The sequence below is a fragment of the Candidatus Nitrosopumilus koreensis AR1 genome (assembly GCF_000299365.1).
Classification (GTDB): Archaea; Thermoproteota; Nitrososphaeria; order Nitrososphaerales; family Nitrosopumilaceae; genus Nitrosopumilus; species Nitrosopumilus koreensis.
This window is the reverse complement of record NC_018655.1, coordinates 715,647-732,729: the sequence shown is the minus strand read 5'-3', so window position 1 is coordinate 732,729 and position 17,083 is coordinate 715,647. Positions and strand designations below refer to the sequence as shown.

The 17,083-nt window shown below is 36.0% G+C and carries 29 protein-coding genes, 1 tRNA gene and 1 pseudogene; 21 read left to right on the top strand and 10 right to left on the bottom strand.

Annotated features, from left to right (window positions below; genetic code table 11):
• From NKOR_RS04385 to NKOR_RS10000, 19 genes are all read left to right on the top strand, one after another.
• The gene (locus NKOR_RS04385; RefSeq protein ID WP_014963159.1) at positions 1–756 is read left to right on the top strand and encodes a 30S ribosomal protein S3; all 756 of its coding nucleotides are present in this window, start codon (positions 1–3) and stop codon (positions 754–756) included.
• Positions 753–959 (top strand): 50S ribosomal protein L29, encoded by a 207-nt coding sequence (gene rpmC / locus NKOR_RS04380; protein ID WP_014963158.1) that lies wholly within the window; start codon positions 753–755, stop codon positions 957–959. Before NKOR_RS04385 ends, rpmC begins: the two co-directional genes overlap by 4 nt.
• Positions 956–1,222: a ribonuclease P protein component 1 gene (locus tag NKOR_RS04375; RefSeq protein ID WP_014963157.1), complete on the top strand. Its 267-nt coding sequence runs from the start codon at positions 956–958 to the stop codon at positions 1,220–1,222. The genes rpmC and NKOR_RS04375 overlap by 4 nt, the downstream gene beginning before the upstream one ends.
• On the top strand, positions 1,219–1,542 hold the full coding sequence (locus NKOR_RS04370) for a 30S ribosomal protein S17 (protein ID WP_014963156.1): 324 nt from the start codon (positions 1,219–1,221) through the stop codon (positions 1,540–1,542). The genes NKOR_RS04375 and NKOR_RS04370 overlap by 4 nt, the downstream gene beginning before the upstream one ends.
• Positions 1,542–1,964: a 50S ribosomal protein L14 gene (locus NKOR_RS04365; protein WP_014963155.1), complete on the top strand. Its 423-nt coding sequence runs from the start codon at positions 1,542–1,544 to the stop codon at positions 1,962–1,964. The genes NKOR_RS04370 and NKOR_RS04365 overlap by 1 nt, the downstream gene beginning before the upstream one ends.
• A 4-nt stretch (positions 1,965–1,968) precedes the next feature.
• Positions 1,969–2,424, top strand: a complete 456-nt coding sequence (gene rplX, locus NKOR_RS04360) for a 50S ribosomal protein L24 (protein ID WP_014963154.1) — start codon at positions 1,969–1,971, stop codon at positions 2,422–2,424.
• Positions 2,424–3,140: a 30S ribosomal protein S4e gene (locus NKOR_RS04355; RefSeq protein ID WP_014963153.1), complete on the top strand. Its 717-nt coding sequence runs from the start codon at positions 2,424–2,426 to the stop codon at positions 3,138–3,140. Before rplX ends, NKOR_RS04355 begins: the two co-directional genes overlap by 1 nt.
• Positions 3,141–3,144: 4 nt before the next feature.
• Positions 3,145–3,666 carry a 50S ribosomal protein L5 gene (locus tag NKOR_RS04350; protein WP_014963152.1) on the top strand — a complete coding sequence of 174 codons (522 nt, stop codon included), beginning with the start codon at positions 3,145–3,147 and terminating at the stop codon, positions 3,664–3,666.
• The gene (locus NKOR_RS04345) at positions 3,666–3,845 is read left to right on the top strand and encodes a 30S ribosomal protein S14 (protein ID WP_014963151.1); all 180 of its coding nucleotides are present in this window, start codon (positions 3,666–3,668) and stop codon (positions 3,843–3,845) included. Before NKOR_RS04350 ends, NKOR_RS04345 begins: the two co-directional genes overlap by 1 nt.
• A gap of 4 nt (positions 3,846–3,849) precedes the next feature.
• Positions 3,850–4,242, top strand: coding sequence for a 30S ribosomal protein S8 (locus tag NKOR_RS04340; protein ID WP_014963150.1), 393 nt, complete (start codon positions 3,850–3,852; stop codon positions 4,240–4,242).
• Complete coding sequence (locus NKOR_RS04335) at positions 4,232–4,789, top strand: 50S ribosomal protein L6 (RefSeq protein ID WP_014963149.1); 558 nt, start codon at positions 4,232–4,234, stop codon at positions 4,787–4,789. The genes NKOR_RS04340 and NKOR_RS04335 overlap by 11 nt, the downstream gene beginning before the upstream one ends.
• Positions 4,790–4,805: 16 nt before the next feature.
• A complete protein-coding gene (locus NKOR_RS04330) occupies positions 4,806–5,093 on the top strand; it encodes a hypothetical protein (protein WP_014963148.1) in 288 nt (95 codons plus the stop codon).
• Between the two features lie 72 nt (positions 5,094–5,165).
• A tRNA-Asn gene (locus NKOR_RS04325) sits at positions 5,166–5,242 on the top strand.
• Between the two features lie 188 nt (positions 5,243–5,430).
• Positions 5,431–5,679: a hypothetical protein gene (locus tag NKOR_RS04320; RefSeq protein WP_014963147.1), complete on the top strand. Its 249-nt coding sequence runs from the start codon at positions 5,431–5,433 to the stop codon at positions 5,677–5,679.
• A 7-nt stretch (positions 5,680–5,686) separates the two neighbouring features.
• Positions 5,687–5,914, top strand: coding sequence for a hypothetical protein (locus tag NKOR_RS04315; RefSeq protein WP_014963146.1), 228 nt, complete (start codon positions 5,687–5,689; stop codon positions 5,912–5,914).
• A 115-nt stretch (positions 5,915–6,029) separates the two neighbouring features.
• Positions 6,030–6,479 carry a DUF2299 family protein gene (locus NKOR_RS04310; RefSeq protein WP_014963145.1) on the top strand — a complete coding sequence of 150 codons (450 nt, stop codon included), beginning with the start codon at positions 6,030–6,032 and terminating at the stop codon, positions 6,477–6,479.
• 57 nt (positions 6,480–6,536) lie between these two features.
• Positions 6,537–6,686 (top strand): hypothetical protein, encoded by a 150-nt coding sequence (locus tag NKOR_RS10005; protein ID WP_016939355.1) that lies wholly within the window; start codon positions 6,537–6,539, stop codon positions 6,684–6,686.
• 384 nt (positions 6,687–7,070) lie between these two features.
• Positions 7,071–7,196: a hypothetical protein gene (locus NKOR_RS10550; RefSeq protein WP_016939354.1), complete on the top strand. Its 126-nt coding sequence runs from the start codon at positions 7,071–7,073 to the stop codon at positions 7,194–7,196.
• 103 nt (positions 7,197–7,299) lie between these two features.
• On the top strand, positions 7,300–7,455 hold the full coding sequence (locus tag NKOR_RS10000) for a hypothetical protein (protein WP_016939353.1): 156 nt from the start codon (positions 7,300–7,302) through the stop codon (positions 7,453–7,455).
• A gap of 184 nt (positions 7,456–7,639) precedes the next feature.
• On the opposite strand, the gene NKOR_RS04305 is transcribed toward NKOR_RS10000, so the two are convergent.
• Positions 7,640–8,263 carry a hypothetical protein gene (locus NKOR_RS04305; RefSeq protein ID WP_232202956.1) on the bottom strand — a complete coding sequence of 208 codons (624 nt, stop codon included), beginning with the start codon at positions 8,261–8,263 and terminating at the stop codon, positions 7,640–7,642.
• 266 nt (positions 8,264–8,529) lie between these two features.
• Here NKOR_RS04305 and NKOR_RS04300 point away from each other — a divergent pair, with 266 nt between their 5' ends.
• Positions 8,530–9,015 (top strand): DUF4352 domain-containing protein, encoded by a 486-nt coding sequence (locus NKOR_RS04300; RefSeq protein ID WP_014963143.1) that lies wholly within the window; start codon positions 8,530–8,532, stop codon positions 9,013–9,015.
• A gap of 102 nt (positions 9,016–9,117) precedes the next feature.
• Positions 9,118–9,489 (top strand): hypothetical protein, encoded by a 372-nt coding sequence (locus NKOR_RS04295; protein WP_014963142.1) that lies wholly within the window; start codon positions 9,118–9,120, stop codon positions 9,487–9,489.
• 81 nt (positions 9,490–9,570) lie between these two features.
• Here the strand turns inward: NKOR_RS04295 and NKOR_RS04290 are convergent, their stop codons facing one another.
• From NKOR_RS04290 to purQ, 9 genes and pseudogenes are all read right to left on the bottom strand, one after another.
• Positions 9,571–9,975, bottom strand: coding sequence for a PPOX class F420-dependent oxidoreductase (locus NKOR_RS04290; protein ID WP_014963141.1), 405 nt, complete (start codon positions 9,973–9,975; stop codon positions 9,571–9,573).
• The gene (locus tag NKOR_RS04285) at positions 9,968–10,288 is read right to left on the bottom strand and encodes a hypothetical protein (RefSeq protein WP_014963140.1); all 321 of its coding nucleotides are present in this window, start codon (positions 10,286–10,288) and stop codon (positions 9,968–9,970) included. Before NKOR_RS04285 ends, NKOR_RS04290 begins: the two co-directional genes overlap by 8 nt.
• 37 nt (positions 10,289–10,325) lie before the next feature.
• The gene (locus NKOR_RS04280; protein WP_014963139.1) at positions 10,326–10,829 is read right to left on the bottom strand and encodes a winged helix-turn-helix domain-containing protein; all 504 of its coding nucleotides are present in this window, start codon (positions 10,827–10,829) and stop codon (positions 10,326–10,328) included.
• A gap of 348 nt (positions 10,830–11,177) precedes the next feature.
• A complete protein-coding gene (gene purC, locus NKOR_RS04275; protein ID WP_014963138.1) occupies positions 11,178–12,002 on the bottom strand; it encodes a phosphoribosylaminoimidazolesuccinocarboxamide synthase in 825 nt (274 codons plus the stop codon).
• A 143-nt stretch (positions 12,003–12,145) separates the two neighbouring features.
• Entirely contained in the window at positions 12,146–12,433 is a 288-nt protein-coding gene (locus tag NKOR_RS04270) for a hypothetical protein (RefSeq protein ID WP_014963136.1), read from the bottom strand.
• Positions 12,434–12,468: 35 nt separating this feature from the next.
• Complete coding sequence (locus NKOR_RS04265) at positions 12,469–12,747, bottom strand: DUF427 domain-containing protein (RefSeq protein WP_014963135.1); 279 nt, start codon at positions 12,745–12,747, stop codon at positions 12,469–12,471.
• Positions 12,748–12,749: 2 nt separating this feature from the next.
• Positions 12,750–14,225, bottom strand: coding sequence for an amidophosphoribosyltransferase (locus tag NKOR_RS04260; RefSeq protein WP_014963134.1), 1,476 nt, complete (start codon positions 14,223–14,225; stop codon positions 12,750–12,752).
• A complete protein-coding gene (gene purL / locus NKOR_RS04255; RefSeq protein ID WP_014963133.1) occupies positions 14,218–16,383 on the bottom strand; it encodes a phosphoribosylformylglycinamidine synthase subunit PurL in 2,166 nt (721 codons plus the stop codon). Before purL ends, NKOR_RS04260 begins: the two co-directional genes overlap by 8 nt.
• Positions 16,380–17,059 (bottom strand): annotated as a pseudogene (gene purQ, locus NKOR_RS04250) (phosphoribosylformylglycinamidine synthase subunit PurQ). Before purQ ends, purL begins: the two are co-directional and overlap by 4 nt.
• Positions 17,060–17,083 lie beyond the last annotated feature (24 nt).

Sequence of the window (17,083 nt, the reverse complement as noted above, 5' to 3'; positions counted from 1 at the left end):
ATGTCATCAGTCAAAAACGTAATCAAAGATAACTACAACATGATGCTTCTCAAAGATTATCTCAGAGAGGCAATTAAAGAAGCAGGATTTTCACATGCTGAGATTTCAAAGACACCAACAGGTACAAGAGTTGCATTACATGTCACAAGACCAGGTATAGTTATTGGAAGAAAAGGTTCAGGAATTAGAGACCTTACTGATAAACTGGCAACAGATTTTGGATTAAAAAATCCACAAATTTCAGTAGTAGAAATTGAGAAACCAGAACTATCACCAAGTGTGATGTGTAACAGAATGGCATCACATCTTGAAAGAGGTACTGCATTTAGAAGAGCAACAATGTGGACTCTAAAACAAATCATGGAAAATGGTGCCATGGGTGTTCAAATTACAATTTCAGGTAAACTAAGAGGTGACCGTTCTGCATTTGAAAAGCACACTGCAGGAATATTGCCAAGAGCAGGTCATCATGCAGAGGTAATTGTTGCCGAGGACATTGCACATGTCAACACAGCAATGGGATTAATTGGAATTAGAATTAGAATTGCAAGAAAAGAAAAATTTGTTCCAGAATTTGAGATGAAGACAGAAAAACCAAAGAAAGCAAAACAAGTCAAAGATGCACAAACAGGAAAGATGAGAGATGAGACAGCAGCAGAAAAGAAAGCAAGAACAGAATCAGAACAAATTGCAATGGAAGAAGAAAAGATGAAAGAGCTTGAAACACTAGAAGAAGAGGAGGCCAGTCTCAAATGACCAGAATTAGTATGAAGACAATTAAACAGTTAAACGAAAAAGATCTGAAAAGCAAGATTCAAGAATCAAGAAGTGAGCTTGCAAAACTCAGAGTAGATGCAGCAAAAGGCACACTGAGAAAAGAGAGTGGGAAACTAAAACCAATACGACACGATATTGCAAGAATGCTAACTAGACTAAACGAGATGAGGAACGAGAAATGATTACAGCAGACAACATCACATCACATGAATTCATTGGATTACACACAGAGATAGTCAGATCAACTAACCCTCAAGTAATAGGATTAAATGGAAGAATCGAAGATGAAACAAAATCAATGTTTACAATTAACACAGAAAATGGAATGAAAAGAATTGCCAAATCTACAAGCAATTGGAGATTCTCAATTGAGAATAGTGATGTTATAGTAGAAGGTTCCAAAATTACAAAAAGACCATTTGATAGAATAGGAGCAAAGGCATGACTAGAAACATCGGATTAAACGTAAAAGAACCAAAAAGAGAATGCACAGACAAGCATTGTCCATTCCATGGCGAATTAGCAATTAGAGGAAAACTTTTTGATGGTAAAGTGACAGGAAGCAAAGCAAGACAAACCATCACACTACAAAAAGATACCCCAATTTACTTTAACAAATTCAAGAGATATGCAAGAGGAAAAAGCAGTATTCATGCACACGTTCCTGGATGTATTGATGTTGAATCAGGAGACAGTGTATTGACTGCAGAATGCAGACCAATATCAAAATCAGTATCCTATGTTGTTGTGGAGGTTAGATCATAATGGCAAAGCAAGCAGGTAAAGGAGTAGAAGAATTCCGCCCATATGTAACCAAAGTAATTCCAGTTGGTGCAAACATTGTTTGTGCAGATAATTCTGGCGCAAAAATTTTAGAAATAATCAACGTTCCAAGACACAAGACAAGAGCATCAAGACTCCCATCAGCATCAGTTGGGGACTTTTGTAATGTTGTTGTAAAGAAAGGTCCAGCCGAATTAAGAAAACAAGTGTATGGTGCAGTTATAATTAGACAAAAATATGCAATTCGTAGATTAAACGGTGTAAGAGTTTGTTTTGAAGACAACGCAGCAGTGTTAATCACTCCAGAAGGAGAAACAAAAGGAACAGACATCAAAGGACCAGTCGCAGCAGAAGCTTCAGAGAAATGGCCAAGAGTAGCTAACTTGGCATCAATGGTGGTATAAGAAAATGAAGCCAACTAAAATGCGCAACAAGATGATTTACCAGGCAACATACAAAACAAGAAGCAAACAGCTTGGCAGTGCATTATCAAAAGACTTGCAGAAAAAGTATGGAAAAAGAAGTGTCAGAGTAGTTGAAGGAGACAATGTAACTATCCTAAGAGGAGAATTCAAAGGAGTAGACGGTAAAGTTTCAGAAATATCTACAGAAAAAAACAGTGTTGCAATTGAAGGAGTAAAAAAAGAGAAAACTAAAGGAGACAAATTTGATGTTTATATTCACACTTCAAACTTGGTAGCCACATCACTAAACACAGATGACAAGTGGAGAATAGCAAAATTAGAAGGCAAAGATCCAAGAAAGCAACCAAAAGAGACACCAAAGAAAGAAGAATCAGTCAAAGAAGAGCCTAAAGAAACAAAAGTGGTCGAAAAGGTCGAAAAGAAAGAGGATGAAAGTTAATGGTAAGTATTTCAGGTAGTAAAAAACTCAAGCGTCAAATGGCACCTCAGTTCTGGGGAATTGCCAGAAAAGACAAGAGGTTCGTAATTACAGTAAGACCAGGTCCTCACAAAAAGACCCATTCAGTTCCAACAGCAGTATTCCTTAGGGACATGCTAAAGATTGTATCAAGCCTCAGAGAAGCAAAAACTGCAATCTATTCAGGAAAAGTAAAGATTGATGGTGTTGTTAGAAAATCACTACACCATGCAATTGGATTGATGGATGTTGTAGAGCTAGAAAATGTTTCAGATGTTTATCGTATGGTACCAACAGAAGGAAAATTACTAAAACCAATTAAAATTAATGATTCAGAAAAAACAAAGAAACTTGTTAGAGTTACCACTAAAACTACAATCAACAAAGGAAAAACACAAATCGGATTTCATGATGGTCGTTCAACAATTTCAGATACCAAAGTAAATGTTGGCGATGTATGTCTAATTCAAGTTCCAGATCAAAAAATTCTTGAAGTTGTAAAGCTGGAACCAGGAAACAACGGACTAGTTACACGAGGAGTCAATGCAGGACAAATTGGAAAAATCGAAAACATCGAGGAAGGAACATTCATTCTTCCAAAAAGAGTCATCCTATCTTTAGGAGACAGAAAAATCGAAATTCCAGCAGACATTATTATGCCAATAGGAAAAGAGGAGCCAATAATTCAATTAAAGTGATCATATGTCTCAAACAACAGAATCCCCAATGAAAAAAATCTCACTAGAGAAAGTAGTACTGAATATGGGAGTTGGTAAATCAGGCGATGTAATTGACATTGCAAGAAGAGCATTAGAGCAAATTTCAGGTAAAAAACCATCAGCACGAAATGCAAAAGAGACACAAAGAGATTGGGGAGTAAGAAAAGGAGAACCAATAGGTGTTGCAGTTACAATCAGAGGAGATGATGCCAAAGAATTATTGAAAAGATTACTTGAAGCAAAGGGAAACACCATTAATGGCAGAGCATTTGATAATTTTGGAAATTATTCATTTGGAATTAAAGAACACATAGACATTCCAGGTGTAAAGTATGAACCATCAATTGGAATTTTAGGTCTTGGAATTTCAGTTACACTAACTAGGCCAGGTTATGGAATTAGAAAAAGAAGTAAACACAAAGCAAGTGTTGGAAAATCACATATCATTACAAATCAAGAAGCAAAGGATTATCTAGTAAAAGAGTTTGGAGTGACGATAGCATAATGGCAAAAGATAGATCATACGAATTTACAGGAAGAAAGAAACATGACTTTGGAAGAGGTTCAAGATGGTGTAAAAGATGTGGAGATTATACAGCTGTTATTCAAAAATACGATTTGATGTTATGCAGACGATGCTTCAGAGAGGTAGCAACATCTCTAGGATTTAGGAAAAATAGGTGATATCATGCCAGCAACTAATATTTTAGCAAATCTATTTGTCACATTATACAATAATGAAACAAGAAGAAAGAGTGAATGTACAATTCTTCCAACTTCAAAATTAGGAATCGAAGTTCTAAAAACACTTCAAAAAGATGGATACATTGGAGAGTTTGAACACATCGATGATAAAAGGGGAGGAAAATTCAAAATCAAATTATTGGCAAAGATCACAAAATGTGGTGCAATTTCACCAAGATTCAAAGTAAAAACTGATGAATTTAACAATTGGGAACAGCAATACTTGCCAGCATATGACAGAGGAATGCTTCTAGTTACAACAAACCAGGGAGTAATGTCTCATCATGATGCAATAGAAAAAGAGATTGGAGGATTTTTGATAGGATATGTCTACTAGTCAACTCGAAAAAATGCAAGACCAGGTAACAATTCCTGAAGGAGTCAAGGTCACACAAAACAAACACATGCTAATGTTTGAAGGCCCACTTGGAAAAACACACAAAAGTTTTAGAAATATTCCAGTAAATATCGACATTGCAGAAGACAAAATAAACTTGAAAACAATTGGTGAAAGAAAAAAAGATTATGCAATTTTGCATACCGCAAGATCAATAATTCGAAACATCTGCGAAGGTCTAGTAGAGGGATACACAATAAAGATGAAGGTAGTCTTTGCACACTTTCCAATTACAGTCAAAGTCGAAGGAAAAAAAGTTCTAATCGAAAACTATCAAGGTGAAAGGGCACCAAGAATCACACACATCATGGGAAATACCAAAGTAACACCAAAAGGCGAAGATGTCATTATTACTGGAGAGGTTTGGACAGACGTTACACAAACTGCAGCAAACATTGAATTAAAAACCAAAGTAAAGAACAAAGATCATAGAGTTTTCTTAGATGGCATCTACGTCTATGAAAAGAAAAAAGGTTTAGAGAAATAAAATTTCAGTTTTTCTGATGACCCTAGACCCAGAGTTTGCTAAACAGACAACGGACTTGATTCAGCAGACTTTAGATTTATACAAAAAATCAGGAGCTTCTCCCAGAGTAGGAGAGATATGGAACTGTGAAAAGATTGGAGACTTTTTGTGTGGGTTTTTTGTCGGAGAGATGGTTGGTTCTGCATTAAGTGCATTTCAAGTTGTGCATCAAAGAGAACCAACAGCTGATGAACACTTGGAGATAATCGAATTGGTTGAAAGCCATTCAAAAGAAATCAAAGAATTTTTTGCCAAATTTAACTAAACTACAGACAACTTTGGTCTAAATTGTATAGTCGCAAGGATTAAATCACTTTTATCGAGGTACAAACATGTTGCCGCCCTAGCTCAGCGTGGTAGAGCATCCGACTGTTAATCGGACGGTCGTCAGTTCAAGTCTGATGGGCGGCGCCATTTATTTCTAAACTCGAGTTTTGAAACATTTTATTTTGATACTAGAGACATGACCCAGATTATAGAAAAATAATATTTCTAAATTCGAATTTAGAAATATTGATCGGTTGACAGCAATTGGTTTACACTATTAGACAACATAGATCTAATAGATGATCGCATATCTAGAATAATGCAGGAGGTTTACATTGGTCAGAACTAGAAGGACCAACAGATATTGTGTTGATTGTGGCGCAAGACTAGTGTATTACCCTAGATTATCAAACCCAAAAGCACCAAACGAACACAGAGTACTGGTTTATGCATGCCCTGATTGCACTGATGACTTTGAAAAACCAAAAATGTTTTCAATTAAACGAAATCAAGTAGAAGATCCACTAGAGACTGTAGAAATTGAAATCACACAGTTACAGAAAAAAGCAGCTACTGCAAAATAATTTTACGATGTCCTATCCAGAAAAACAAAGAAGCAATGCGTGGTTTTTGTTGCCAATTTTTGTAGGTCTGATTGGAGGAATAATTGCATTTTTTATTTTGCGAAAAGATGATCCTCGCAAGGCAAGATATTGTTTGTATTTAGGGCTAATAATGATGGCAATTGGAATTGTTTTGAACATCACACTTGCAGCATCCATCCCAGGATTAGATTCAGGCTTTGATGTAAACGTCTAGTGTTTTACTAGTAGAGATTAACAATATTTCTAAATTCGAGTTTAGAAATATTATAAATTTAGCAGTGTGATCAATTGATTTAGAATCATATAGAACTGCATTGCAATAATTTACGATGGCTGCATCAAGAATGAGAGACAATGTGGAAAGATGGCTAACTCACGAAGGATTGTCATTTGAAGATGTAAAAGATCCTGAAAATGTGTTTCAAATTCTAGTAAAGCATGCAGGTCCCGCAGGAGTTCCTGTAGAAATTTTTGAGCCAAAGGCACAACAAGGAATTTTAGTTATTGGCTCCAAAGTCGTCATGAAAAACAACCAGATTGCAAGATATTTGAGATTCAATGAAGAAGAGAAAGAGAAATTTGAGAAAAAAGTAGCAGATTATTGCTACACAATACAGGCAATTAACAAAAATACCACAGAAGACGGAAAACGCAAAATCGGAGTTTATGTGGTACTAGACAAGGAAGAAAACATCAACCAGCAAGGATTGTTTGATGCAATTGACAGAGTCTCAGAAATGCATGAAAAGACCTCAAGATTTCTAATGAAGACATTCTAAATAGATGATTTATCAGTTCTACGCGAGTTTTTTATCATAAATTTATCAAAACATAGTATGAAAACAACAATAATTTCAACAAAAAAACAAACAAGGTGCAAATCAAAAACAGGTTTCATAGAAAGTCAAATTCTCAGATTTAAGGCTTCAAAAAACAAAGTTTTTGTTTTGACCATGATTGCAACTTTAATGGTGTTTGTAAAATGAACAAATTTAACATATTGTTCAGACATGCAACAAAAAACTTTGAGATTAATGTTAGCATCAATGTTAACAGAATCCAATTGGAAAACACGATAAAAGGGGAGTTGGTTCAGAAGTGAACATCATCAAAATAATAGATGAGATTCTGAATTCCTATGAAAAACAGGAGGTTTCGGCCCATGAATAATTTCTTCAAAGTCATGGGGCTTGCATTAGCAATTCATTTCATTGTTAAAACAGTTCAAAAAGAACTGAAACATTGAATGTGTAAATGCCGAAAACCCAAACAATTCTTTTTAATGAGAATTTTACATAAAAAGTTCAAGAAATGAGTGTATTTTCATTTAACATACAAGTGATTAATATAAAAAAATCCACAGAATTTGCATGGAATTAGATTCAATATTGAACATGGAATTAATCATTGGCCCTGCAACAGAACTTGCAGACAAAATGATGGATAGTACTCTGGCATTAGTTGAGAAATTAATGTCATCAGTTCTGCTAAGTTAGTGTTTTTGATAAAATATTGCCAAAAAACCCCCCTATTTTGACAGAAAATGTATGTTCAGATGGACAAGCAGAAGGTAAAATCACAAGATTTTGATGAAAAAATATGGAGATTAACTCATTACAGATTGATGAGAATTCAGTAAACGAGTCATTTGAAACAACCAACAACCTCTTTGATAGCTTTAGAATTTTTTCATCAGAGATATTTGTTCAAGTTTCCGAGTGGATTGGAGAGATTACACAAAATTTTCTAAAATAAACAATTTATGCCTAGGCGTTAAACCCCCCTCTAATTTTACTGCAATTAGGCACAATACCATTTTTTCAAAATCAGGTGTTTTGGTGGGGGGTTGAACACTTGTGCCTAGATATGAAATGCAATCCTCAAACCACCTTGATGTCCCAGCTAAACATGTATGATCTTTTAGAGTCGTGCCTAAAAGCTAAACCCCATTAATTTTATCAATTTCTCGTTCTTTTTCTCTAATTTTTATTTGCAGTTTTTCAAATTCATTTTGTTCTTCTTTTGTTCTATCCCCAAACTCAATTTTTTTAATTTCAAAAAATCGTGGAAAAGTAGCTTTAAGATTTAATTCCTCATATTGGTCCCAAATTTTGTGCATTATTTTAGGTAAATCACCTCTATCACCATCTGCAGGAATACGACCTTCACACCATTCCACAATGTAATTCCAACGTTTTTTTGCAGGAGTTTTCTGATCCCAAGAAACTGTATCATCATACCAAATCATCATTAATTGAACATATTCAAAAAATCTTTCAAAATAATTACCAATCTCTGAAGGTATTTTTCGGTCACTACACAAATATGCAATTCTGTTGAGAAGATCAATATAGGCAAACGAGTAATTAAAGCAAGATTCAATAGATTTTAGGTTATCTTCTTGTTCAAGAAGTTTTGAATGTTCTTGAGACAAACTATTCAAAAGAGTTGCAAATTGGCCACGAGAAACAGAGTTTTGGGCCTTGATATTCAAGAATAATGTGACAATAATAGCACCTACAGAAATTATGGCTATAATTGCCTCGGCACTGACAAGTTCCACAAATTTTGTCAACCATGATAGGAAAAAAAGATTTTCATACAATCATACAGAATACAATACCAAATTCAATAATTGTGTAAAAAAGGGTAAAAATACCATAATGGAACTCCTGATCGCCATAATTTTCCGCGGATCTTATGTTACAATTAAGCGTAATACTATCAGAGTTTAGGCCCCACCCCTCTCACTTGTGCAATTTTGCACGGGGTCTAGACGCTTTTTTCCCAAACTATGCAACTATATATCAAAAAAACCATGATTTTTTTGTGGCAGGTCTAGGAATAATGGTAGTAATTGGAGCAATAGTTGCCTCAATGGCAATTGCAATGTACATGTATACAGAATACCAAACAAACTACATCGAAACAGTTACAGGAGAGACAGTTTCTGTGGGGCCAGTCGAATATGTCATCACATTTGAAGGAACACATGAGGGAAGCAAAGAAGTAAAACCAGAAAACACCTTTGTGATGATCGGAATTACCGCAAAATACACAGGAGATGATAAAACATTGCTTTCAGGAGGACAATTTTACATAGTTGATGAAAAAGAGCAAAAACACGAAGCAGTTTATGGTGAATTTTCATCTAAAGACCTACTTTTAGAATGGTTAGAGCCAAACAAACCAGTAGAAAAAACAACACAGTTTGATATTCCATTTGATGAAGAAAAATCATACAAAATAATCATCAGGCCACAAAAAGAACAATCAACAACAGATACAGCTGTTGTTTGTATAACAAATTGTTGATCGGTAATTTTTAAAATCAAAAAAAAGTGTCAAATTTTTCTATAGCTTGCGTAGTATTGTGTGACTTTTACCATATAACACACATGATTTTTGAAAAAAATCATGGCAATATCTAAAGCCAAAAGGGCCGAAGCAGCTAAAAAAGCAGCACGAACTCGAAAGAGAAATGCAGCTAAGAAAGCAGCAGAGGCAGTAAAAGCAGCAGCATCTCGTAAGAGAAAAGCAGCACGTAGAAGAAGTGCAGCTACTAAAGCAGCAGCTCCAAAAAGGAGAACCGCAGCTAAACGTAGAGCAGCTCCAAAGAGAAAAACTGCAGCTAAAAGAAAAGCAGCTCCAAAGAGAAAGGCAGCAGCAAAACGCAAAGCCGCTCCAAAGAGAAAAACTGCAGCTAAAAGAAAAGCAGCTCCAAAGAGAAAGGCAGCAGCAAAACGCAAAGCCGCTCCAAAGAGAAAGGCAGCTAAACGTCGACGTTAAGCTGTCTATGCTAACTTTTTTATAATTAACATTCTCAATTTATTATGTTTCTAAATTCGAGTTTAGAAACATTGAGAATTGTTACTCGGACATCTTTAATTCAGGCAAAACAAAAACCTTGATAGGTTTTATTTTTAGAATAACTCTTTTTTCACCATCACGTTTGAAGGGATAGTGTTCGCGCCCCATGTATTGTTGTGTTAATTTATCTGCATGTTTGTAATTATAATCTGGAATTAGTTCTTCAACAACTCCACGAATTGTTGTCATATCAAGAGGGTTGTCCTTTGAAACAACAGAAACTGCAACACGAGGATCACGTAAAACATTTTTGTGTTTTATTCTGCCCTCAGCAGTGTTTACCATCACATAACCATCTTCATAATTGCCCCAAACAGGTGAAATTTGTGGCGAACCATCTTTCATAACAGTTGCAATGAATACAAGATTTTTTTCAGAAAATAATTTTTTTACTTTTTCATCCATTAATTTCACTTCTCCATATTGTTGGCAGTTGTTCGATTTTTGTAATGATTTCAAGTGCTTTTTGGTTGTCTTTTTCTTGCATTGCAACTGAAAATTCATATCCAAGTTTGATCGCCTCAGGAGAAAGATCTTTTATTGATTCAAGATCTTTTCCTTCAATCTTTATTCGCTCACCAATTGCACACATTTTCCAATTATCAGACATATCTTGGTGTTCTTTACCAAGTTCTTGCTGAACTTGTTTGCGCCAATTAGTAAGAGTCATCTTTTCAATTAGATCTTCTGTTTTTTGGCTGTAAAACACTCGTACCATGCAAGAATTTCTTGCACGAAATACTTAGGTGTAGCGATTATTTTTTGCCAGAGTTCTCAAGCACGTTTGTCATGGCACGATTCATGATTTCCATGACCAAATACTGAGAATACTCTTCAGATTTTTTCCCTTTTGACTTTCCAGTTTTAGGAGTTAACCCTTTGAGGATTTTTTCAATTTTTGTGGATGTGTTGTCGATTATTTTGGAATACTTTGATTCAAAATCTTCAGGGGTTTGAAAATCAAGTAGTTTTGTAGAAGTGCTGTAAAATTTTGTTATGGCACCACGAGATTCTTCAATCTTTACAATTTGTATTAACCCAGATTCTTTTAGAATTTCTAAATGATGACGAATTGTAGTTAGTGCTTTTTTGAATCCAGATTTTTTTAATGCAGTTGTGATCTGGTCAGCTGACATAGCTTGATGATACAAAATCTCAACAATTTTTGCGCGTGCAGGGTCTTCAATTGCTCGTGCGTGTTCAATACTTGTCGTAACAATACGATTTACTTTGATTGGTTTTTCTAATAATGTAGACATGCTGAAATTACCTTTATTTTTGATCTAAAAGATCCTTGTATCATATTTTTTTGTCTAATCGCATCAATTTTTTTCCATTTTCAAAAAGATTATACCGCTATCAATCCAATCATCATTACTATAATAATTATCATAGTGCAACTAGTAAAAACGATACCACTACAATGAATATTGTATTGGATAAAGAATTATTGTAACGGTTTGAAATTTTTTGTAAAATAACAAAAAAGGAGGATCCAGGAGAGAGATGTCCGAAAATACGTCATCATGACACAAATTTGCATATTTTCAAAAATACAATTCGAGTTGAAAGTTAGCTACTAGTCAACATTAAACACAAAACAACAATCACAGTTGCTTGCCAGAGAGTTTTTCATATGCAGTAACATAACGTTCTGTCATTTTTGAAATAATCTCAGAGGGAATTTCAGGTGCCACTGGTTCTTGGCCAGCATCACGTGCATCATCAAATTGTTTTTGATATCCGTTTGCAGTTAACCAGTCACGCAAAAGTTGTTTGTCATATGCTTCTTGGATTTTACCCACCTCGAAGGAGTCCTTTGGCCACAAGCGATACTCATCAGGACCTATAGAATCACCCAAAGTAATTTGGCCATCTAAAATTCCAAACTCTAATTTCAAATCAGCCAAGATAAAACCAACATCATCTGCAATCTTTGCCATCTTTTTGTAAATTTCAATCGAAGTTTTTTCCAACCAGTGATACTGTTCCTCAGTGACTAGTTTCATTTCAATTGCTTTTGTTTTATCAATTGGAATATCGTGTTCTGATTTTGTGGTAGGATCAAACATAGGCTCAAGAAGTTTTGCAGCAAGAGTTGTATCAGTTCCTTCAGGTACTTTGACGGTGCCTTTTTTCCATCTACTTACAAGACTGCCATAAAAATAACCACGAACAACACACTCGATTGGAAGCATCTTCATCTTCTTTACAAGTATCTCAGTATCAGACTCACGCTTTATGAAATGATTTGGGACAGGTAACTCATTGAACCAAAATTCAGCAAATTTGCACAAAACCTCCCCTTTTCTAGGAATGTCTTGTTTGAATTTCACATCATATGCTGAAACCCGGTCAGAGAACTTGAAGAGTAAAGTGGTTTCATCAACATCATAAAGATCCTTTACCTTCCCACTGGTAAGAAATTTCAAGCAAAAATACTGAATTATTACAGAATTTAACTGCTAGCAAAGATCAAGAACCCATCATACCCACCATTTTTGGCATTTCACGGTAGGCCTTGTTTACAAATATCTCATTATCAGCACTGATCATCACAAATTCCATCGAGTTTTCAGGAGGAGGAGAGACAAGAATTTTTTTGCCCAACAGCTAGAGTTTGAATGTCTAGCGTATCCCCATCACCAAAATTGATGTGGACATTTGTTATTGGCTTGGCACCAATATTTTGGATTGTGACGCGTCCCATGGTAAACATCCCTTGTTCATCTAAAAGTGGATCAACAAAGATTTCATAGTCTTGTGTAGATACAGAAAACTTGAAAAAATCTGCACCAAAAATTACACCAATAATTACAATCACACCTACACCAATACCAAGAAGTGCAGTATACTGTTTCACAAAATCCCTATAGTTTTTCTAATAATTAAGTAGGATTATTTTACTTCAACGCCATTCCAAAATGCAACCATTCCTTTAATTTTCATGGCAGCATCATTTGGTTCTGCATAATACCATGCACAATCTTTGTTCGTTTTCCCATTAACTGTAACAGAATAATAATTTGCCATTCCTTTCCATCCACAAAAACTGGTCATGTCAGTTTTCTCAAAATATTCCTTTTTGATAGAATCAATTGGAAAGTAATGATTTCCTTCTACCACCACAGTATCGTCACTTTCTGCAATTACCTCGCCATTCCAAATTGCTTGCATGATTAAGACGCCTCGCCTTTGATTTCTTCGCGGCTCTTAAATTCAGGAGTAATTCCCAAAGAATCATAATTTCCAGAAGAGCATGTAAAACACATAGAGTCAGCAGTTATTCCTACTGCTGCTGCAAGATTTTCAGCATCATTGTATCCCAAAAAGTCTGCACCTATGCTTTTTCGTACCATGTCAATTGTCTCTTCTGAAGACATGTCTTTTCCGTTAGAGAATGTTGCAAGTTCTTCTTGGGATGGGAAATCTATTCCAGCATAGCATGGGAATTTGATTGGCGGATAAGTAATCACCATACTGATTTTTCTTGCACCAGCTCGTCTCAGTGCCTTGATGATTGCCTTGGAGCTTGTGCCTCTTACCAAGCTATCATCAATTACGACAACATGTTTTCCATCAATGATTTCTCTAATTGGGATGATCCATCTGTTAATTTCCACTCTGTCTGTTTGGTGTGGTTCGATGAAACTGCGTAATGGTCCTTTCTTGCTGTATCTATCCTTAAGCAATCCTTCATCAAAAGACACACCAAGTTCTTGGGCATATCCTAGTGCAGCTGGTCTTGCAGAATCAGGTACAGGGATAACCAAGTCAGCATCTTTGATTGGGAATTTTCTTGCCAAATATCGACCGATATTTTTTCTTGCAACATAGATGTTAGTGCCTTCCATATTACTTGTTGGATGGGCAAAGTAAGTAAATTCAAAAGAACAATGTGCACGCTGAGGATCATCTGAAAACATTTCAGTTTCAATGCCGTCTTTACTTAGTCGAATCAACTCTCCAGGAGTCACGTTTCTTTGCATCTGGGCACCAACTGCAGAAACTGCAGATGATTCAGATGCAACAATGTACGTATCATCAGACTCTTTATGGCCCAAAACCATCGGACGGAATCCTTTTGGATCACGTGCAGCATAAACAGAATTATCATCGGAAATAAATGTAAAACAGTAAGAACCAACCATCTCATTTTTGAGGACAGACAGTGCTTTTCCCATTTGTCCCTTTTCAGAAATTAATGAAACTAGTCTTTGGGCAGCAACCAGAGTATCACTTGCATTTTGAGGGGTAAAAGAACAGCCACCTACCAAATTGGAGAGTTCTTGAACATTTGCAATTGTTCCATTATGGGCAACACATAGATCCTTTACTTTGAGTGGTTGTGCATTTTCTAAGGAACTTCTGCCCATTGTAGAATAACGAACATGACCAATTACACAAGGAGAAGAATATTCCTCTGCAATTGTTTTAAACTCAGAGGATGCAGCAGATACAAGACCCAGTCTTTTGATTGGAGGTTTATTTGGAATTGCAAGCCCCCACGCTTCTTGACCCCTATGTTGCAAAGCACGTAATGCATCAATTGCCATTGGAATGACATTAGCACCACTAAGGCTATAGATTCCAATTACACCACAATTTTCTTTTGGTTTGTCATCAATAAGATGCATTTTTGGTTTATCATCCATGCAGTACCAAGTCCCTTAACGAATTTAACCAAGCTTTTTGCGCCTTATCAACTCTTAGATCTATGATTGGTTTTTTGCCATTGACAAACTGAATCTTTTCTCCTCCAAATTTGCCTATGATATCGTATGATGTCTTGTTCTTTTTGAGAATTTGTTCAACTTTTGAGAGATTTTTCTTATCAAATGCTAAAAGATAACGAGAATGGCTTTCTGAAAATAAGACTCTGTCAACATCTAGTTTTTTGCCAGGAACTTTTTCTAAAGATATTTTGCAACCTATTTGGTTTGTCATTGATAACTCAGATACCGCAACTGCCAGACCACCTTTTGAGCAATCATGTGCAGATTTCAAGAGTTGTTTTTGTATGATTTCCAAAACAGACTTCATGTTCTTCTTTGATTCGGCAAAATCCACTGCAGGGCATTTACCGCCAATAAACTTGTGAATGTACTCAAAGTACTCAGAACCACCCAGTTCATCTTTAGTTTCTCCAACAATAATCAGACAGTCATCATTGTTGATTTTTTGTGGAATTTGTGGATGCTTGTCAATTAGCCCGATAACTCCAATTAATGGAGTAGGCTTGATAGGGCCTGCAGGAGTTTCGTTATACAGGCTCACTTTACCGCCAACACATGGAATCTTAAAGTCCTTTGCAAAATCAGTTAGCCCCTTTAGAGACTCTAAAAATGTCCAGAAAATTTCTGGGTCTTTTGGATTTCCAAACTGAAGATGGTCTAGCATTCCAATTGGTTTTGCACCAGTACAAACTACATTTCTACATGCTTCCTCAAAACATCCAATTGCTCCTTCTCGAGGATTAATGTAACATTGTTTTGGATTACCGTCAATTTTTACTGAAAGGAATTTTCCATTATCTAATCTTAAAACAGATGCGTCTCTTCCAGGTTTCACTACAGTTCTGATTCCCACTTCATGGTCATATTGTCCATAGACCCAAATCTTGCTTGCAATGTTTGGGGATGAAAGTAGTTTCATCATTGTCTTTGAATAATCAGAGATTGTTTTGAGTTTCTTTTCATTTGTAATTGTTTTAAGATAGGCAGGTTCCTTTGATGGCAAATCAAGCAAAGTGGCATTTGCAACAACATCTGTTGGGAGATTTGCAAACGTCTTTTTGCCTTTTTTTATATGCATTTTGTTATCAGACTTTACACTTCCAATAACAGAGCAACCAATTCTGAATTTTTTACAAATATGTTGTAGTTTTTTGAATTTGGTTTTACTAGTAACAATCAACATTCTTTCTTGGGATTCAGAGACCATGATCTCATCAGGATGCATGTCAGATTCACGAGTGTGAACTTTGCTCACATCCATCTCGATTCCGATCTCTAGAGCATCAGCAGTTTCTGAAATGGCACAAGACAATCCACCTCCTCCCAAGTCTTTCATGGCATGGATTAGTTTGGCATTTCTTGCCTCCAAAACTGCTTCAATGATTAGTTTTTCAATAAATGGGTCAGGGATTTGAACAGCAGAACGGTCTTCAGATTCTAGAGAGTCAGATGCAAACTGAGAGCCGCCAATTCCGTCTCTGCCCGTAGAGCCCCCCATCAATACAACAATGTCACCTTTCTTTGCATGATTTTTTATCAGATTCTCTTTTTTGCCAAAGCCTACTGCAGCAACATCTACTAATGCATAGTTTTCATAGCATTGATCAAACTCCACTTCTCCGCCAATTGTTGGGATTCCTAAGCAGTTTCCATAATCAGCAATGCCAGTTACGGCATTTTTGAACAACCATCTTGCTTGTTGATCTTTTTCAATATCTCCAAATCTCAATCCATCAAAAATAGCAATAGGTCTTGTTCCAGCAGATAAAATATCACGAATTACACCGCCTACTCCAGTTGCAGCTCCACCATATGGTTCTACAGCTGATGGGTGGTTATGGCTTTCAATATGAGCAGTTACAACATAACCACCACCAACATCCAAAACACCTGAATCGTATCCTTTCTCGGTAATAACAAGAGGTCCTTTCATTGGAAGCATTTTGAGATGTTTTTTTGAGGATTTGTAAGAACAGTGTTCAGACCATTCTGCTGCAACAATTTGTAATTCAGTAGAAGTTGGCTCTCTTCCAATTTTGGATTTTAGTTCAGATAGTTCCTGGGGTTCTAGACTCAATTGCTTACACCCATTTTTGTCAACAGAGATTCAAAGATTAAAGATGAGGGTTTGTTATCAATTGGATTAATTTCAGACTCTACTGCTCTTTCAGGATGAGGCATCATGCCAACAACATTTCCATCTTCATTACACACACCTGCAATTCTATCTGATGAGCCATTAACTACTTCTTCATACCTAAACACAATCTGATTTTTTTCTTTAGTTGTTTCAAAGTTTTATCATCAACATAGTATCTCCCCTCACCGTTTGCAATAGGAATTGGAATTTTTTGTTTTAATTTGAATTGGTTTGTAAATGGTGTTTTGTTGTTCTCAACAATCAGATTTGTCCATTCACACATAAAGTTCAGAGACTCGTTTTTTAGCAACACACCAGGCAGAAGGCCGGCCTCCACAAGAATTTGAAAGCCATTGCAGACTCCTAAAATTGGAATTCCTTTTTTTGCCATCTTTTGAACATCTTTAATGATTGGGCTATGGGCAGCTATCACCCCTGCGCGCAATCTATCACCATATGAGAATCCACCAGGAAGAATCACAGCATCAATATTTTTTGGTAGAGGTTTTTCATGCCAATAGTATTGTGCATCAAGATTAAAGACATCAGTTAGTACATGATACATGTCACGATCACAATTGCTGCCAGGAAAAACTACAACCCCAACTTTCACAATTATAATTAGATCCGGCGATAT

Coding starts and splice junctions, on each gene's coding strand:
- NKOR_RS04385 (WP_014963159.1), top strand. CDS start 1: ATGTCATCAGTCAAAAACGTAATCAAAGATAACTACAACATGATGCTT.
- rpmC (WP_014963158.1), top strand. CDS start 753: ATGACCAGAATTAGTATGAAGACAATTAAACAGTTAAACGAAAAAGAT.
- NKOR_RS04375 (WP_014963157.1), top strand. CDS start 956: ATGATTACAGCAGACAACATCACATCACATGAATTCATTGGATTACAC.
- NKOR_RS04370 (WP_014963156.1), top strand. CDS start 1,219: ATGACTAGAAACATCGGATTAAACGTAAAAGAACCAAAAAGAGAATGC.
- NKOR_RS04365 (WP_014963155.1), top strand. CDS start 1,542: ATGGCAAAGCAAGCAGGTAAAGGAGTAGAAGAATTCCGCCCATATGTA.
- rplX (WP_014963154.1), top strand. CDS start 1,969: ATGAAGCCAACTAAAATGCGCAACAAGATGATTTACCAGGCAACATAC.
- NKOR_RS04355 (WP_014963153.1), top strand. CDS start 2,424: ATGGTAAGTATTTCAGGTAGTAAAAAACTCAAGCGTCAAATGGCACCT.
- NKOR_RS04350 (WP_014963152.1), top strand. CDS start 3,145: ATGTCTCAAACAACAGAATCCCCAATGAAAAAAATCTCACTAGAGAAA.
- NKOR_RS04345 (WP_014963151.1), top strand. CDS start 3,666: ATGGCAAAAGATAGATCATACGAATTTACAGGAAGAAAGAAACATGAC.
- NKOR_RS04340 (WP_014963150.1), top strand. CDS start 3,850: ATGCCAGCAACTAATATTTTAGCAAATCTATTTGTCACATTATACAAT.
- NKOR_RS04335 (WP_014963149.1), top strand. CDS start 4,232: ATGTCTACTAGTCAACTCGAAAAAATGCAAGACCAGGTAACAATTCCT.
- NKOR_RS04330 (WP_014963148.1), top strand. CDS start 4,806: ATGACCCTAGACCCAGAGTTTGCTAAACAGACAACGGACTTGATTCAG.
- NKOR_RS04315 (WP_014963146.1), top strand. CDS start 5,687: ATGTCCTATCCAGAAAAACAAAGAAGCAATGCGTGGTTTTTGTTGCCA.
- NKOR_RS04310 (WP_014963145.1), top strand. CDS start 6,030: ATGGCTGCATCAAGAATGAGAGACAATGTGGAAAGATGGCTAACTCAC.
- NKOR_RS10005 (WP_016939355.1), top strand. CDS start 6,537: ATGAAAACAACAATAATTTCAACAAAAAAACAAACAAGGTGCAAATCA.
- NKOR_RS10550 (WP_016939354.1), top strand. CDS start 7,071: ATGGAATTAGATTCAATATTGAACATGGAATTAATCATTGGCCCTGCA.
- NKOR_RS10000 (WP_016939353.1), top strand. CDS start 7,300: ATGGAGATTAACTCATTACAGATTGATGAGAATTCAGTAAACGAGTCA.
- NKOR_RS04295 (WP_014963142.1), top strand. CDS start 9,118: ATGGCAATATCTAAAGCCAAAAGGGCCGAAGCAGCTAAAAAAGCAGCA.
- NKOR_RS04290 (WP_014963141.1), bottom strand. CDS start 9,975: ATGGATGAAAAAGTAAAAAAATTATTTTCTGAAAAAAATCTTGTATTC.
- NKOR_RS04285 (WP_014963140.1), bottom strand. CDS start 10,288: ATGGTACGAGTGTTTTACAGCCAAAAAACAGAAGATCTAATTGAAAAG.
- NKOR_RS04280 (WP_014963139.1), bottom strand. CDS start 10,829: ATGTCTACATTATTAGAAAAACCAATCAAAGTAAATCGTATTGTTACG.
- NKOR_RS04265 (WP_014963135.1), bottom strand. CDS start 12,747: ATGCAAGCAATTTGGAATGGCGAGGTAATTGCAGAAAGTGACGATACT.
- NKOR_RS04260 (WP_014963134.1), bottom strand. CDS start 14,225: ATGGATGATAAACCAAAAATGCATCTTATTGATGACAAACCAAAAGAA.